This window comes from Paenibacillus sp. 01T424 (assembly GCF_056398745.1).
Genome location: NZ_JBFTPZ010000016.1, coordinates 81,744 through 97,213, shown reverse-complemented (window position 1 = coordinate 97,213; position 15,470 = coordinate 81,744). Strand labels below are relative to the sequence as shown.

Genomic DNA, 15,470 nt, shown 5'->3' with positions numbered 1-15,470 from the left:
ATCCGTTAACCGCCTCTCCAAACGATTCATTTTGTCATCCTTTATACGTATCTCGCCAGCGAAGCCATTTGGTTTCTAGCAGCCGAATGGCCGAATCCGACAACTTGCCAAATACAGCGAACAAAATAATGCCTACAAAAACAATTTCCGTTTGCGAGTATGCTCTTGCATCCTGAATCATATAACCGATACCTGCACTCGTCCCCATCATTTCTGCAACAACAAGCAGCAGCCATGAAGCGCCAAGCGATAGCCGTACGCCCAATAAAATATTCGGCAAGGCCGCTGGTATAATAAGCTTTGTTACCTGCTGAAGCTTCGTATATTGGAAAATACGCGAAACCTCATACAGCTTCACATCCGTATTTCGAATACCAAGAAAGGTGTTCACATAAACCGGAAAAAAAGCGCCAAGTCCAATAAGCAGCACCTTTGAAAACTCTCCGATCCCGAACCACAAAATAAACAATGGAATAACGGAAAGCAGCGGCACCGTTCTCAGCATTTGCAGCGAAGGATCAAGCGTCCTCTCCATCACTTTGCCAAGACCCGCCGATAAACCGAGCAGCAGCCCGAGCGCTCCGCCAAGTAGAAACCCAAAACCAGCGCGATAAATGCTAATACCGAGATGCTTCCCCATCTCTCCCGATTCACACAATGACACAAAGCTCTTCACAATATTTGACGGGGCCGGCAGCAGTGTTTCAGACAACAAACCAAGCCCGCTGACCGCCTGCCAGACAATCACAATGAAAGCCGGAACAATCCAGCCATGAAGCGGCTTTGGAATAACGCTTAACCAGTCCCGACCAGCTGCCTTTGCGCCCATTTCACGCGAAGCGGTTCGTTCGCTCATTACTTGTTGCCTCCTTTGTAGCTATCCTGCCAATTTAACAGCCTCTTCTCAAGCAGCTTAACAAGCGAATCCGTCAGCTTACCGACTGCAGCAAAAATAATAATGCCTACAAATACAACCGAAGTAATCATGAGATAACGCGCATCATTAATCAGAAAGCCAATCCCTGAGCTCGAACCCATCATTTCCGCTACAACAAGCCCAAGCCATGCCACGCCGATAGAAAGTCGCACGCCGAGAAAGATATTAGGAAGCGATGCCGGAAGAACAAGCTTCGCAATCATTTGCCAGCGGCTAAACTGCAGCACACGAGCAACGTCAAACAGTTTGCCATCTACGGAACGAATACCAAGAAAGGTATTGACGTACAGGGGGAAAAAAGCACCTTTTGCAATCAATAACACTTTAGATGTCTCATCAAAGCCAAACCACAAAATAAACAACGGAGCTACGGCCAAATGGGGCAAAGTACGAAGCATTTGCAAGGAAGGATCAATGAGCCTTTCCGTCTTATAGGAGAACCCTACCCATAATCCCGCAGCTAAACCTAATCCTCCGCCCAGCAAAAATCCAAGCAGCGCACGCCGAGCTGAAATACCGAGATGATAAACCAGCTCACCAGATAAAGTTAAATGAACGAATTCCTCCACAATTAAGCCTGGTGTTGGCAGCAGCGTTGGATTAAGCTTCCCCATCATTCCGGCAATTTGCCAGATAGCTAATAAGCCGACTGGAAGCAGCAAACTGAGCAGCAGATTAACCGTTTGAATAGAGAGACGGCTCCTCGGCCGCCTCTTCATTACTTTGATGGGCTTATGCAATGCGCTTTCTGAGCCAGCTCCAACCATAAGAAACGCCCCATTCCTCTTGTTCAGTGTATTATTTCAACGCTTCTTCAATAAATTGGTTATCAAATACGGTGGACACGTCGATTTTCTTGCGAATGACTTTAATGTCGAACTGGAAGTCTGCCGTCTTTTGCTGCTCTGCAATAATTTCATCCGATACAGGGATATTAATTGTCCTGGAGCGATTGAAGATTGCTTCAATTAATGCCGCAGGCACCTTGCGCTCTGCCGCATAACGCTCGGTTGATTCGGCACGATTATCATTTTCCCAAGCAAGCGCTTTGTTCCATACTTTCAGATACAGGGTAACGAGCTCAGGATAATCATCAGCAAATTGTTTTCTAACAATGTTGAAGGAAGGAGAAAGCACGCCCAGCTGTTCGCCGTCCGCAAGCACCTTCGCTTTATCCTGCAGCGTGTTCAGCGTAATGTTCGGCTCCCATGTCGCCCATGCATCAACCTTCCCCGTCTCAAAAGCAGGCTGCGCTTCATCCGGCTGCAGTTGAATAATTTCCAAATCCGATGCTTTAAGCCCCGCACCTTCAAGGCCGCGGTAAAGGAAGTTAAATGCGTTGCTCCCCTTGGCAACAGCTACCTTCTTGCCTTTTAAGTCAGCAACCGTTTGAAACGGGCTATCTTTAGGCACGATGATCGCGACATTGTTTTTGCCTTCGAGCGCCTGAGAAATGACTGTGAATTTAATGTCCGCAGCTTGTGCTGCAATAATCGGCATATTGCCAAGTCCAGCGAAATCAAGACGGTTAGAAGCAATTGCCTCTGTCATTGGAGGGCCGCTCTGAAATTCCGCGTACTCCACTTTCACGCCAAGCTTGCCAAATTCATCTTCAAACCATTTCTCCTCAATCGCTTTGCCCATTAAGCCGCCGCTGCCCTGATATCCAATCTTTACAGTAACTCCGTCATAGCTCTTTGCTGCTTTGTTGCCCGCGTTGCCAGTTTCTTTCTTGTCTGGATTTCCATTTCCAGAAGCCGCGCAGCCGCTAATAAATACCGCTAATACAATAATTGCTGCCGTAAGAAGGCGTAATCTGTTCATCTTCATTCTCTCCCCGACGATCTTTATTTTTGGTGAAAAATAGTTTATTAAATATCCGCGCCTTGATCGATTTCCGGCCCCTCAACCTTCTCAAACTCACCCAGCACCTTGTGCCGCATCTCTTGAAAAGCATGGCCTGCTCGTTTCCGAGGATACAGCAAATCAATCGGCAATATTTTTCGAATATGACCCGGACGCGGATTCATAATGACGACTCGCTCGCCCAGAAATACCGCCTCATCCAAATCATGTGTCACAAACAACATCGTCGTTTTGTTTTTCTGCCAAATATCAAGCAGCACCTCTTGCATATGCGACCGAGTAAAAGCATCCAATGCGCCAAACGGCTCATCCAGCAGCAATATATCAGGACTGCGAAGCAGCGCTCTTGCAATAGCTACACGCTGCGCCATGCCTCCAGATAACTCACGAGGATAAGACTGTTCGAAGCCCTTCAGCCTTACAAGCTCGATGAGCTCATCTACTCGTTTACGAACCTCCGGCTTACGAAGCGATAAATTTGCGGCTATATTTTTCTCCACCGTCAACCAAGGGAATAGCCTCGGTTCTTGAAAAATAAATCCTTTTTCTATGCTCGGTCCTTCAATCGGTTTTCCATTCAGCAATACCGTTCCTTCATAACCGGTATCGAGCCCTGCTACAATTTTGAGCAATGTGCTTTTGCCGCAGCCGCTCGGTCCAATAATCGTAATAAATTCCCCTTGTTTCACCTGAAGCCCAATGCGATCAAGCGCAATGACATCTCCCGAGGGTGTTGCAAATGTCTTATTAAGTTCATGTACTACGAGCATCTCCGCCGCCATAAGCTGCCCCTCCAATTCAATATTGCATTATTAATACCCGATTACTTGGTATTATGGTAAAATAAAAAGACTTAACGCGTATAATAACTAACGTTAAATCTCCAGTGGTCTGGTCGATTCGCCATATGTCAAACCAATCTACAATTTGAATGTTCATTCGGTTTGTTATGTTGCTTATTTTGCGGCATCATTTCAACTTTGTCAACATTTTTTTCGCATGCCTAAAAAAGCTATTTTTTGATCTCAAATAATCGAATAATCGCCTCAACATTCATCTCCACCTTCACCTCATAATCGGGCGGACGCTGGAGTGTCAGGCCTTGTATAAGGCTTACAAAATAAAAAGCAAGCTGCAAGGGATCTTCATCAATGATGATTCCCCTACGTATGCCGTCATTCATAATATCAGCGACAGGGCCTAGGTTTACTGTAAAACGGTCCGTGATCGCCTTCTTAATGTCTGGCGGAGTAGACTCGGATAACCTTGCCGTATGCATAAGAATCGTAAACGCCCAGTTTGTCTCCAATGAGAGCCAAGAGGTAAGCATTACCCTAAGCTTAACGATCGGTTCCATATCCATGGCCGCTAAATCGGTTACATACTTCCCATAATTCGTCTGCCCCGAGCGCAGCACCTCGCTGAATATCTCTTCTTTCGAAGCATAGTAGTGATAGACATTACCCACACTAACCTTTGCTTCTTTCGCTATATCTTGAATGCTCGTTAATTGAAAACCATTAATCGCCATAACCTTCAGCGCACAGTCGAGAATATGCTGCATCTTTTTTTCACGCATCATTTTATCTTTTTCTACATTTCTAGGTGACAAGCTAAGTCCTCCTTACAATAAATCACACTTAACCTGCATTATACATGCAAATACGTTTTGCGGTCATTTTAGCAATAAAAAAAGAAGGCAACCTTGTCCTCACGACAAGACTGCCTCCTGCACCATTTAAGCGCTAATAATGCTCTATTTTACACCTATCCGCATACGGTAGCTGAACATGACATCAAGTGTTCTTCCCGCAAAATAACGCTCGACACTGCTGCGATAGCTCTGCAATTGCTCTTCCAGCGCCTTCGAGCCAAGCTTGAAGACCGCTTGAATGCCTCCCTGGCTTATAGCCAGGCCAATATAACGCTCTGCGTCGCAGCGCTCCATGTTATGGAACACGATTTCTTTGGAGAAACGGAAGAGACCACTGTTATGAATTTGAGTTAAATGCTGTTCCTTATTTCGTTTGCTCGCTTGATCCTTCTCTGGGATATGAGCAGCAATAATCTCTTCAGAACGATCCATAAGCTGCTTATATTCTAATTCGACGGCCCAGTGCAGCGTTGGAGGCCAATCGCAATCATAGGCGGCAAACACACCTTCCGGCTTCAGAACGCGGGCGAATTCAGAGAGCGTGCTGACGGGCTCCATCCAATGAAACGACTGCGAGCAGGTTACAATATCAACACAGTCAGCATCTAGAGCAAGCTGGTCAGAATACCCTTTGATGAAGGAAATTGACTGATCCTCGGGGAGCTTAGACAAATGAGCCAGCGCTTTGCTTCTCATATCGTCATTTGGCTCAAAACCTATAATTCGCTCCGCATTCCCGAGCCATATAAAGGAGGACAGCCCCGTTCCGCATCCAACATCCGCCACAACGCTTGGCACTCTCCCCAAATAACTTGTCAAAATATTTACAACTGCGGCAGGAGCTTTCGGACGATGCTGGTCGTAATCGTTTTGAAAGCCTGAGAAACGGTCTACATTATTTTGCGAGCGGTTTTCCAAAGTCATTGTACAGCCTCCATTCCAGCGATAGGGAATTTTGCTACTTATTACTCACTACTCATAATAATAGCATTGTATTCACTATCAAAAGCAAACAAAAATGAAGCGGCATCAGCTAAATATTGTGCATCTACGTATAAAGTGCCTTTTTCAACAATAACCGTATGCTTCGCATTTACTTTTAGTGAAAGCTTCCAGTTGTTTTTGGTAAGCTGCACTTCCTTGGCCGCAGCATTCCACTTTATGTTCGCTCCCCATGCACCAAAGACAGCTCTCACAGGAAGATATGTTTTTTCTCCGCTCTTAAAAGGCTTTTGCACAGCAGTGAATTTCACTTGCTTGTTATCCAGCCATACTTGAATATCTTTGCTCGCCGGCAGCAGCTCCGTACCTGCAATCAGCTCTTCTTTCGTACGAATAGGATTGAGAGCCTTAGGGTTCACCGCCAGCACCTTAACGCTATTGTTTAACGTGTCGGCTACGTACAGTTTTCCGCTCAAATACAGCAAGGAAGACGGTTGATTGAACTGCGCTTGTTCAACCTCTCCAACTTTATCGCCAGGCGCGCCTTGACCTGCAATTGAAATGACTTTTCCATCCGCTTGCAGAGCACGAATTCGGTTATTCAAGCTGTCTGCAACAAACAAAACCCCATCGACAAATGCCAGCCCGCGCGGCCGATTAAACCGTGCTTCAGCGCTTATGCCATTCCCATAGCCGCCTGCCATATAACCGGTAAGCGCATCGACAGCTGTCGGTTTTCCAGCTACCGTCTTGACCTTGCCATCAAAAATATAACGAATAAGATGATTGCCGCTGTCAGCTACATATAAACCGCCCTTATCATCGAATACAAGCCCCATCGGTTCATTGAATAAAGCYTGCACTGCGCTTCCATCCTTGTATCCGCCCGTTTCACCAGCAACTCCAGCAAAGGTAGATGTTACGCCTTCGGGAGTAATGACACGAATGACATGGTTTAGGGAGTCTGCTACATAAACATTGTCTTTGCTGTCTATTGCTAGTCCCGTTGGGGAGTTAAACTGCGCATCGCCAAATTTGCCGTCTTTATTTCCTGGCTTGCCATTGCCCGCAGCCGTGTATACTCGATCGTTTACAATTCTGCGCACAACGTGATTGTCGGTGTCACTTACATAAATGACACCCTTGCTGTTCACTACAGCAGAAGACGGTTGATTGAACGTTGAATTGGCAATCGTCCCATCGAAATAGCCCGCTTCCGTCTTTGTCGTAACAGGAGTAAGCTTCCCATTTTGCCATTTGCTAATCTGATTGCTGCCCGAGCCTACAACAATGATGCTCCCATCAGGGGCAGAAGCCAGCCCCCAAGGTTGGCTTGCTTTCTCGATGACATTGGCAACTTTAGCGACGTTCTCCGTCTCTCTTATTTCTACTGGCTGCTCATTCGCCGCGAATGCTGTTGCATGAAACGAAACTAGCATCGTCGCAAGCGCCGTGCTTGCTGCTAGCCATTTAATATTGCTTTTCATAGCATTGCTCCTTTCGATATTTAATCYATAGTTATTGGCCTTATAATATGGAAGGGTATAATTATCTCGTCAATTTGTTCCTCTTTTTTCATAATGGGTATTGTAATATTTCCCTCGCCTCTTGCTAGTTCCATACTGAAATAAGATCCTTTAAGTATGAGTTTTGTATATTCACCATCATTCTCGAGCTCATATGCATCGCTCTCTAGCGGCATACTTTCAAACCAAAAGCAAGATGGCTCTTCCACGCAAAAATTTCCATTAATCATTATCTCTCCCAGTTCATAACCATGTGTGTAGATGAAAAGCTCCTTATCCTTCACTATAGCGGGCCTGTTCTCAAAATCTACGTATCTAGGAAAGGCCGTTACTTTGCTATCTAAAGAGAAATGCTGCTCGTTTTCTTGCAAATCACCTTTAACTGGGTTCTTCCAAGCATTCGGTTTTACATACACATCAATATTTGAGTTGTATGCAATGGGATTTTTAAGCTTTACAATGAGCTGCGTTTGATTATCTTGGTCAACAGCAACACTCTCAATATCCGTTATGTTGAGGAGGGGCAGCTCCGCATTTCTACATGTTCTGCCCTCTGGAAGCTCTACCGCGTCGCATTTATAAATTATCAAACCATCTTTTGGAAAATAATTCCCAAAAGCAAGGCTCGTAGTAAATGGAAGCACTAACGTATACTCATCCTCCATAAATGCCGCTTTGGTTAAAGCCTCCGGAGGATTAGCTACCCGTACCGTAATATCAAGCTCTAGAAAGTTTTCAACCTGACCATTACTGCCGTTTTTTAAAGAAACACTTAAGCGATATGCTCCAGGCTGTAAATTGCCTTCGGCAAAATAATTTCCTTTTAACATAACCATTGCCGTATCAGGACCAGTCATGCTAAATAGTAAGGCACCGCTAAGGTTATATTCAAAAAACGGGTAACACTCCTCCGTTTCTTCAATTGGGCAAACTCTAGTTATTCTGATGTACGGGGAGTTCCCCTCAGAAGGCCATTCAGGCATTCCATAACCAAAAGTTCTAAAGAATATAGTTGTGTAGTAATCGGTTTTCCCTAAAATAAATTCAATTGGCGGGTATTCACTGTTATTTATAAATTGAAACCCTTGTTCCATTTCTCCTCTTGCTGTAACTTGTTCATTCGTCTGCACATCATTGGTTTCCGAATTTTTTAATTTATTTTCATAGACCGTTATACGAATTATTGATCCGTACTGCACAGCTTCTTTTAATTTAACCACCAGCTGATTAGGTTCAGATGGATGTATATCAACCGTCTCAACGATATCTAGACTTTCAAATTCACCAGCGTCATCCTGACGCACCTCAAATTTGACGATATTTGCACTAGAATCATTAAGAGCAAGTGTTGTCGTAAATGGCAAAATAAACGTTTTATCATTTTTCATATACGATTCTAAATGATTATAAAACATCGTTAAATCTAGCGTTGGCGGCACAGGTTCTGGCGTTGGTGTTGGCGTTGGTGTTGGCGTTGGTGTTGGCGTCGGTGACGCCGTTGGCGTTGGCGTCACGACTGGGTTGCCGCCTCCACCGCTGCTGCCGCCTGTTCCCGCATTGTCCTCATATACAATAGTAGAGTTGGATTGTGAACCTCCACTACCGCCTGCAGCTGCCGCCGCTTCCTCTTGTTTTTTCTTTTCAATGAGTGCTTTAACTTGCTCAATTAATGCCTTATCTGCTTTGGCGTCCTTTTGGAGCAGCAGAAGATAATGCTCCAGGCCGACCAACGGAAGATCGAGATAATTCAGCTTTTCCTTTACTCCTGCCCCATCTTTATTCAGTGGCAGCTGTTCATTCGGATTAACCGTCGTCTCGTCCGTTAGCCCTGGACCATGCTTCGTTTTTACTGCGCCTTCAAATACACCCAAGTAGCTCTCGTTATTCTCATACGAAACGGTAAACTGCGTCCCCATAACGCCCATAATGGCAGTTGGTGTCTCGATCTCAAACCTAGAATCGCCGTCAAGCTTCTTCTTAATCGTGACAAGAACCTTCCCCTTTAGCAGGCTTAGGCTCGTTTTTCCGCCCAGTGCCTTTGCACTTTTGACCAGTTCACTTACAACAAGCGTGGTATCCGTGCCAATCGCGACTTCTTTATCGCTGTCCAGGTCCATCATTACTTTCCCATCACTGCCGGTTAGTATCGTATCGCCTTTTGTTATAGCCATTCCCTTAAAAGCATTAAATTTTTTGGACCCGCCGCTCTTTTTCACTTCCGCTTTGCCTGAAATGGTCGTTATTTTCCCCGCCTTTTCCGTATCCTTCGCAAAAACAGATGTCGGCATAATAATGGCCATGACTAGCAAAGTCACAAAAACTAGCTTTAACGTCTTCATTTTAGTCCCTCCAATTCATAGATTGAGATGCCCTGTTCTTTTCCTTTTACTTTGATCTCGCCAAGAGCGTTTGCAATAACACGATCTTTAACCACCTGATAGACCGCATCGCTCATAATTATTTGTCCGGGCTTTGCGTTGCTCTCCAGCCTAGCTGTCGTATTAACCGTGTCTCCAATAGCGGTGTAGTCCATCCTGCTCTTCGAACCAATGTTGCCGAAGACGGCTGGCCCCGTATGAATGCCAAGACCAAACTTCACACCAAAGCCAAATCGTTCAATTAACTTGCGCTCCAATGCGGCTGAGCCCTCTTTCATTGCCCACGCCGCTTCCACCGCTCGCATTGGATGGTCTTCAAGAAGCAGCGGCGCATTGAAAATCGCCATGGCTGCATCACCGATAAACTTATCCAGCGTACCTTCGAATTTAAAGATGCAGTTGGCGGCAAGATCCAAGTATTCATTTAATATTTCAACGATTTCCTCCGGCTCCGCCTTCTCTGAGAGAGGCGTAAAGCCGCGAATATCGACAAAAAGCACAGTTAACTCACGGCGCGTTCCGCCCAGTTTTAGGCCCTCTTCACCATTTTTCAAAATCTGGTTGACGACCTCAGGCGCCACGTATCTGCCGAATATATCCGTCACTCTGCGCCGCTCCAGCAATTCCTCTACGTAATGGAACCCAACAACAATGATGCAACTAATAATTAGCAGCGGCACCACGTAGCCGATTGATATGATGATTCCCTGACCGTACAAGTAGCTGCTTCCTACTACAAACGCAACAAGAATAACCGCAACCGCCAAAAACGAGATAAGCATATTCCACTTCCGGAATAAGAAGTAGGCAAGCGAAGCCGCAAGGAGCAAAATCAACGCATTCCATTTCCAATTGAGCTCATGCTTAAGATCATTTTCGAGCAGAGCCTGTATAATGTTCGCGTGTATTTCCACCCCGTACATCATTTTTTTCACCTGCAATGGCGTCAGGTACTCATCCTTGAAGCCCGTGGCATACGGTCCAATAAGCACAATGCGATCCTGAAAATACTCCGCAGGCACATCTCCGTTCAGTACAGCAGCGTAAGGAATCGCTTCATATTGCCCTGGCCGCTCCGTATAGGGAATATGAAACTGTCCAAATGCATCAAGCGGAAGCATATCCGCACTTACACTTTTGCCGAGGCGCTCCATGTACATTTTATAAATTGTCCAAGAAAAGCTTTCGACCTGCTCGCCCTCATACATAAAACGATATAAAGAGTTGCGTACAACGTGGTCGCGGTCCGGTATCGTGTTGATATGTCCAACCGCCGCTGCCGCTTCCTTAAGTGCCGGGAACGGCTCAGATATTTCAAGTGCGTCAATTGCGCCCTGCTTGGCTGAAGCTTCAAATGTTCCATATACGGGAAATACGACATTGCCCGCATTTTTCACTGCGCTGATTAGCGCTTCATCCGATGATGGATCGTCTGCCGACGGTGCAGGGAAAGTGACGTCAAACGCAATAACTGCCGGTTTTCCTTCGGAGAGCATATCAACCAATTGAGCATGAACATTTCGATTCCAAGGCCAGCTCCCAAACTCACTCACGCTTTCATCATCAATAGCGATAATGGCAATTTGAGTTTCGACAGGGCTTTCCTTTTGCATAAAACGATCTTGGAAAAAATAGTCCATTCGATCAAATGTTCCTCTATACAAGAAGAAAATAGCCAGTACAGCAAGCAGGGCCATAATATGTATAAGCTTTATTTTCATAATATCCTCCTTTCCCTTCTTTTCCGTCAAATGAGATGAAGCCACTTCCAATATGGAACACAGAGCACAGCTATAAGCAGAACCGCAAACGCATAACCGAGTGCAAGCTTCCCGGCTTGACGATGGGTAAACGCTTTCCCCTCCGAGCTGTAATAGGCAGTTAAATAGGTAGGGGACTGATAAGCAAAGAAAAACGGATCTGTTGCAAGCAATATGACAAACACGAGCACCCAAGGATGAATGCCTACTGTTTCTCCTAAAGGAACAATAGCGGTGATAAGTAAAATAACAGCTGGATCATCTCGAATGACTAGCGTAACGATAAAGGAAACGAGAATGACTGCAACAAGGAATAAGGCAGGCGTGCTGACAAAAACAGACATATGCTCTCCAAGAAAGGAGGATAACAGCTCAGCAATTCCTAGCTGCTCGGCGACGCCCGCAAAGCTAAATGCAGCCCCGAGAAACAATAAAAAAGTCCAATCTATTCCGGTAGAAACCGTCTGTTTATCGAGCACGCCGCTAATAACTAAAACCGCAAAACCCATCAACATAATCCATGTACTCTCAATCCCGTGAAGCGGTTGAAGCACCATAAGCCCAATGCAGCATATAATCGTCCAGAGCGATACTCGCTCATCCTTTGTAAGCGGGCCAAGCAGCTTCAGCTGTTCATTGAGCACTTCGCCTGTGACAACTTTGGCAGGCTCGATCTTACGGAACATAAAGAGCAATACGATAATCAACACAGTGCCAAAAATAACAAACCCCGGCAGCGCATACAATAACCATTGCAGCCACGATACCGATTGCTCTGTAGAAGCAAGGCCATAAGCCATAATATTGGTGTATGAGCCTGTCATAACAAAAGGCGCGGTAAAGCCAAAGAAAATCATAGCAATCAGCCCAAGGCCAGCGGCTCCCTTGCTCCTCTCTTCAAAGCCGAGCGATTCGGCGAGCGTCTGTGCCATCGGAACGCCAAGCGATACCTTGGCAGAGGATGAAGGAAGCAGCGGATTAAGCAGGACCCCGCCTGCAATAATGCCCCAAAGCTGTCCGCGGTAATGGGCAGGAAATCTTTTTAAAGCATGGAGTGCAAAGCGGTAAAAAATGCCTGATTTTGTTATTACCGCACTTATTGCCATAATAGAAATCATGAAGAGCCACGAGCTTGACGCAAATCCCGAGAGTGCCGTTTCCGGAGAGGCAACACCCCCCATCACCCACAGCATAATCATGCCAAGCGCCACAATGTAATCCGGCATAATCGGAACAATCCACATAATGACTGCGGCTAGCGCAATTCCGATAAACCGCATGCCCGCCTCAGATAAACCGCCAATAGGATCTAATAGGAAAGAAAATATGATGCAGAGCAGTGCCGCCATGACAGCCCCTGCTTCTGCAGCACGATTCCCCTTCAACAAACGTCCGGCGCCTTTCACAAGCACCTCGCTGCGTTTTCTAGCCAGCTTTTGTTTGGCTAACCCATACGCCCGATCAGCATCCGGCAATTCAACTTTATTGAAGGATAAAGTGCTTGCTAATGCATCCGCCAGCTTCAAGTAATCCAGCGCTTGATTGTTTCTGCCCACACGTCTGCTAAGCTCCGTTCCGCACTCGTACAAAAACAAAAGCTCATGCGATTGAAATTTGTTAGGCTGATTTAAAGAGGCTTCTATAACAGCAAGCCCAATTTCCGGCGCATTTTTCTCACAGTAAGGAAGATAGGTTTGCAGCACCGTGTAATTTCCTGCAAGTATATCTCTAGGGCAGCGGCTAATGGTACGAAAAAGCTCTGCGCGCTGATGATCCGTAACCTCTCCTTCTATGCGAGCATACGTGTCTAGCGCTGCTGGCCAGTTCCCTTTATCCGCTTGGATCATGATGAATGCGACCCAGTTGCCTTGAGAAACATACCACGAGGTCGCTTTTTCCAGCCATCCAGCCATCTCCTCGTACCCATACCGTTCCTTGCTTATATCATTAAGAACTGGCTTGATACCGCTTGCAAGAGTCAACCATTCCGATGTTAATGGATCATCTTGAAAGCACTCCCGAAGGAAGAGATTTTCTGAAAGCTCCCTTTGCATCGTCATGCCATAGGTATGCTCCACAAGCCCTCTGCTAATAAGAGGAACATGTGCGCACCACTGCAGAAAACGAGCCGATAGCTCGCGCAATTGTCCAAGCTCATACGTAATTCGCTCGGATTCCGTTTTCTTAGATGCTTGAAGCTTCGCATTCGTTGCGATCAATCGTTGCGAAAGCAGCTTGATGAAATAGGATGAGAAAATTGCATTCTCAGCAACAAGGCGATCAAACATCCTGCTGTCAATGATATGCAGTACAGCATCCTCCGCAGCTACGGCCTCAGCAGACCGCGCTTCCCCAGTAAGCAGAGCCATTTCACCAAAAACCTCGCCTGGCCCAAGCACGGCAAGCGAACGCCGAACGCTGTCATCCGTTTTTGAGAATAGCTCAATCGTGCCGCTTTCTATGATGAACATTTGATCGCCATGCTCGCCTTGATGGAACAACCTCGTTCCCGCAGGAATCTGTTGTTTATCAAGCATCCCCAGCAGCTTCGCAAGCTCTACATTAGAGAGCCCTTTAAACATATCGATACCTGTGAGCTTCACTAATCTATCTACCTCTTATCAAAGAAATTAGTTCTTTAGTATTATTAATCTATTATATATGAATATTGAAAAAAATTGGTAGTTATCGAAAGTTGTCATTTAATAATATTTTTGATCGATTAATCATTTGGTTATTGCCAAACGAGCTTAAATTATCTACTATTAAATTATATAAATCCAATACGGAAAGTTGGTTTTTATAATGAAGGAGATTCCCATTCCATTTGTTCGAAGTAACCAAGTCGGTATCGTTGCCGTACTGCTTCTTGCGATAGGCCTGCAGTTGCCTTGGCTTATTGCAGCACTTTGGATTATTCAAATAATTGGACTTATCTTCGGTCCCAAAGCTAATTTATTCATTATTGCGGCTCGCCCTTTCCTAAACGGTCGAATTTCTTCCGCACAAACAGAAGCAGCTGAGCTGCAGCGCTTCAACAACTCCCTAGGTGTAGGTTTCCTCACCTTCTCGCTGCTTAGCTTTACGCTTGGCTGGACTATAGCTGGTTATATATTTGCTGGAATGATGGGAGCTGCTGCTCTAGCCGCCATTCTCGGCTTTTGCATCGGCTGCACGATCTATTTTCAATACAAGCAATTCCGCGCACGGAGATTAAAACGCGGTTAGCTTTAAAAAAAAGAGCAATTGCCCGCATGAGGGCAATTGCTCTTTTGTATCATTATAGCTTTACAATGGCTCTGCCTTTGGCTTGCCCATTCAAGAGAGTAGCTACCTGGTCGCTCACCTGATTCAGGCCAATTTCCGAGAATAGTTCGCCCAGCATACTTGGCTTATAGGCATCAGCCAATAGCGCCCATATTTTGCTGCGAATCTCCATCCCTGCCATGACGGAATCAATACCGATCAGCCGCACTCCTCTTATGATGAATGGGTATACTGTCAGCGAAAGGCCCGCTCCACCTGTCAAACCGCTCGCCGCTACGGCGCCGCCATATTTTAATTGAGACAGCACCGCGGTTAATGTCTCCCCGCCCACACAATCAATAGCTCCTGCCCATATCTGCTTGTCCAGAGGCTGCTTGGAACCAGATAGAAGCTCTTCTCTTGGCAGAATTCGCTTCACGCCTAAATCAAGCAAATACTGCTGCTTATCCAGTTTCCCCGTACTCGCTGCCACCTCATATCCAAGCTTCGCCGCAATTGCAGCAGCAATACTGCCTACTCCTCCAGTTGCACCAGTAATGAGAATAGGACCATCCTCTGGCCGAATGCCATTTTGCACAAGCTCATATACGGACAAAGCCGCAGTAAAACCTGCCGTCCCCAGTATCATGGCTTCCTTCATCGACAAACCTTGTGGCAGCTTGATCGCCCATTCCGCAGGCACACGGGCATATTCGCTAAAACCGCCGAAATGATTGACGCCGAGCCCAAATCCCGTGACCACAATTTCGTCGCCCTCTTGGAATCTCTCATCTTCACTTGATACAACCGTGCCTGCCAAATCAATGCCCGGTACAAAAGGATAGCTTTTTACAATACCGCCTTTAGGCAAACAAGCTAACGCATCTTTGTAATTCACACTGGAATACGCAACCTTAATAAGCAATTCACCCTGCGGCAAATCATTTAAGTCCAACTGCTGCGTGTTTGCGATAATCTCATTTTCTACTTTGTTAATCACAAGCGCCTTAAAAGATGACATATACGCAACCCTCCATTATATAAGCTTATAAACAAGCTGAAATTATACGGAACCTATGCCTAACTCATATTTTAATTCTAATGTAACAGTTATTGCGGGCGATTGCGACTGAGCTTACTAAGCGCAAAAAAAGACGTCTC

Annotated in this window: 12 protein-coding genes; 1 reads left to right on the top strand and 11 read right to left on the bottom strand. The window is 45.8% G+C overall.

Translation table 11 applies throughout. The features are described from left to right. Positions 1-34: 34 nt before the first annotated feature. The 10 genes from AC1DPK_RS14585 to AC1DPK_RS14540 all read right to left on the bottom strand — a co-directional run bounded on the left by AC1DPK_RS14585 (position 35) and on the right by AC1DPK_RS14540 (position 13,666). A complete protein-coding gene (locus AC1DPK_RS14585; RefSeq protein ID WP_430055801.1) occupies positions 35-856 on the bottom strand; it encodes an ABC transporter permease in 822 nt (273 codons plus the stop codon). After that, positions 856-1,656, bottom strand: a complete 801-nt coding sequence (locus tag AC1DPK_RS14580; protein ID WP_477510788.1) for an ABC transporter permease — start codon at positions 1,654-1,656, stop codon at positions 856-858. Before AC1DPK_RS14580 ends, AC1DPK_RS14585 begins: the two co-directional genes overlap by 1 nt. 79 nt (positions 1,657-1,735) lie before the next feature. Further along, positions 1,736-2,761, bottom strand: coding sequence for an aliphatic sulfonate ABC transporter substrate-binding protein (locus AC1DPK_RS14575; protein ID WP_477510763.1), 1,026 nt, complete (start codon positions 2,759-2,761; stop codon positions 1,736-1,738). A 47-nt stretch (positions 2,762-2,808) separates the two neighbouring features. Continuing rightward, positions 2,809-3,585: an ABC transporter ATP-binding protein gene (locus tag AC1DPK_RS14570; protein WP_339206328.1), complete on the bottom strand. Its 777-nt coding sequence runs from the start codon at positions 3,583-3,585 to the stop codon at positions 2,809-2,811. 230 nt (positions 3,586-3,815) lie between these two features. Then, the gene (locus tag AC1DPK_RS14565) at positions 3,816-4,415 is read right to left on the bottom strand and encodes a TetR/AcrR family transcriptional regulator (protein WP_477510762.1); all 600 of its coding nucleotides are present in this window, start codon (positions 4,413-4,415) and stop codon (positions 3,816-3,818) included. A 144-nt stretch (positions 4,416-4,559) separates the two neighbouring features. Then, positions 4,560-5,381 (bottom strand): class I SAM-dependent methyltransferase, encoded by an 822-nt coding sequence (locus tag AC1DPK_RS14560; protein WP_477510761.1) that lies wholly within the window; start codon positions 5,379-5,381, stop codon positions 4,560-4,562. 41 nt (positions 5,382-5,422) lie between these two features. Next, positions 5,423-6,886 (bottom strand): stalk domain-containing protein, encoded by a 1,464-nt coding sequence (locus tag AC1DPK_RS14555; RefSeq protein ID WP_477510760.1) that lies wholly within the window; start codon positions 6,884-6,886, stop codon positions 5,423-5,425. Positions 6,887-6,906: 20 nt separating this feature from the next. Beyond that, positions 6,907-9,264, bottom strand: coding sequence for a FecR family protein (locus AC1DPK_RS14550; protein ID WP_477510759.1), 2,358 nt, complete (start codon positions 9,262-9,264; stop codon positions 6,907-6,909). Continuing rightward, positions 9,261-11,024 (bottom strand): CHASE2 domain-containing protein, encoded by a 1,764-nt coding sequence (locus AC1DPK_RS14545; protein ID WP_477510758.1) that lies wholly within the window; start codon positions 11,022-11,024, stop codon positions 9,261-9,263. The genes AC1DPK_RS14550 and AC1DPK_RS14545 overlap by 4 nt, the downstream gene beginning before the upstream one ends. Positions 11,025-11,050: 26 nt before the next feature. After that, on the bottom strand, positions 11,051-13,666 hold the full coding sequence (locus tag AC1DPK_RS14540) for an SLC13 family permease (RefSeq protein WP_477510757.1): 2,616 nt from the start codon (positions 13,664-13,666) through the stop codon (positions 11,051-11,053). 202 nt (positions 13,667-13,868) lie between these two features. Here AC1DPK_RS14540 and AC1DPK_RS14535 point away from each other — a divergent pair, with 202 nt between their 5' ends. Further along, a complete protein-coding gene (locus tag AC1DPK_RS14535; RefSeq protein ID WP_477510756.1) occupies positions 13,869-14,291 on the top strand; it encodes a DUF4395 domain-containing protein in 423 nt (140 codons plus the stop codon). A gap of 52 nt (positions 14,292-14,343) precedes the next feature. Here AC1DPK_RS14535 and AC1DPK_RS14530 read toward each other — a convergent pair whose 3' ends face one another. Further along, the gene (locus AC1DPK_RS14530; RefSeq protein ID WP_477510755.1) at positions 14,344-15,330 is read right to left on the bottom strand and encodes an oxidoreductase; all 987 of its coding nucleotides are present in this window, start codon (positions 15,328-15,330) and stop codon (positions 14,344-14,346) included. Positions 15,331-15,470 lie beyond the last annotated feature (140 nt).

Bases quoted from the DNA above. Each gene is read 5' to 3' on its own strand.
- AC1DPK_RS14580 (WP_477510788.1), bottom strand. From the start codon at position 1,656: ATGAAGAGGCGGCCGAGGAGCCGTCTCTCTATTCAAACGGTTAATCTG.
- AC1DPK_RS14530 (WP_477510755.1), bottom strand. From the start codon at position 15,330: ATGTCATCTTTTAAGGCGCTTGTGATTAACAAAGTAGAAAATGAGATT.
- AC1DPK_RS14575 (WP_477510763.1), bottom strand. From the start codon at position 2,761: ATGAACAGATTACGCCTTCTTACGGCAGCAATTATTGTATTAGCGGTA.
- AC1DPK_RS14560 (WP_477510761.1), bottom strand. From the start codon at position 5,381: ATGACTTTGGAAAACCGCTCGCAAAATAATGTAGACCGTTTCTCAGGC.
- AC1DPK_RS14545 (WP_477510758.1), bottom strand. From the start codon at position 11,024: ATGAAAATAAAGCTTATACATATTATGGCCCTGCTTGCTGTACTGGCT.
- AC1DPK_RS14570 (WP_339206328.1), bottom strand. From the start codon at position 3,585: ATGGCGGCGGAGATGCTCGTAGTACATGAACTTAATAAGACATTTGCA.
- AC1DPK_RS14535 (WP_477510756.1), top strand. From the start codon at position 13,869: ATGAAGGAGATTCCCATTCCATTTGTTCGAAGTAACCAAGTCGGTATC.
- AC1DPK_RS14585 (WP_430055801.1), bottom strand. From the start codon at position 856: ATGAGCGAACGAACCGCTTCGCGTGAAATGGGCGCAAAGGCAGCTGGT.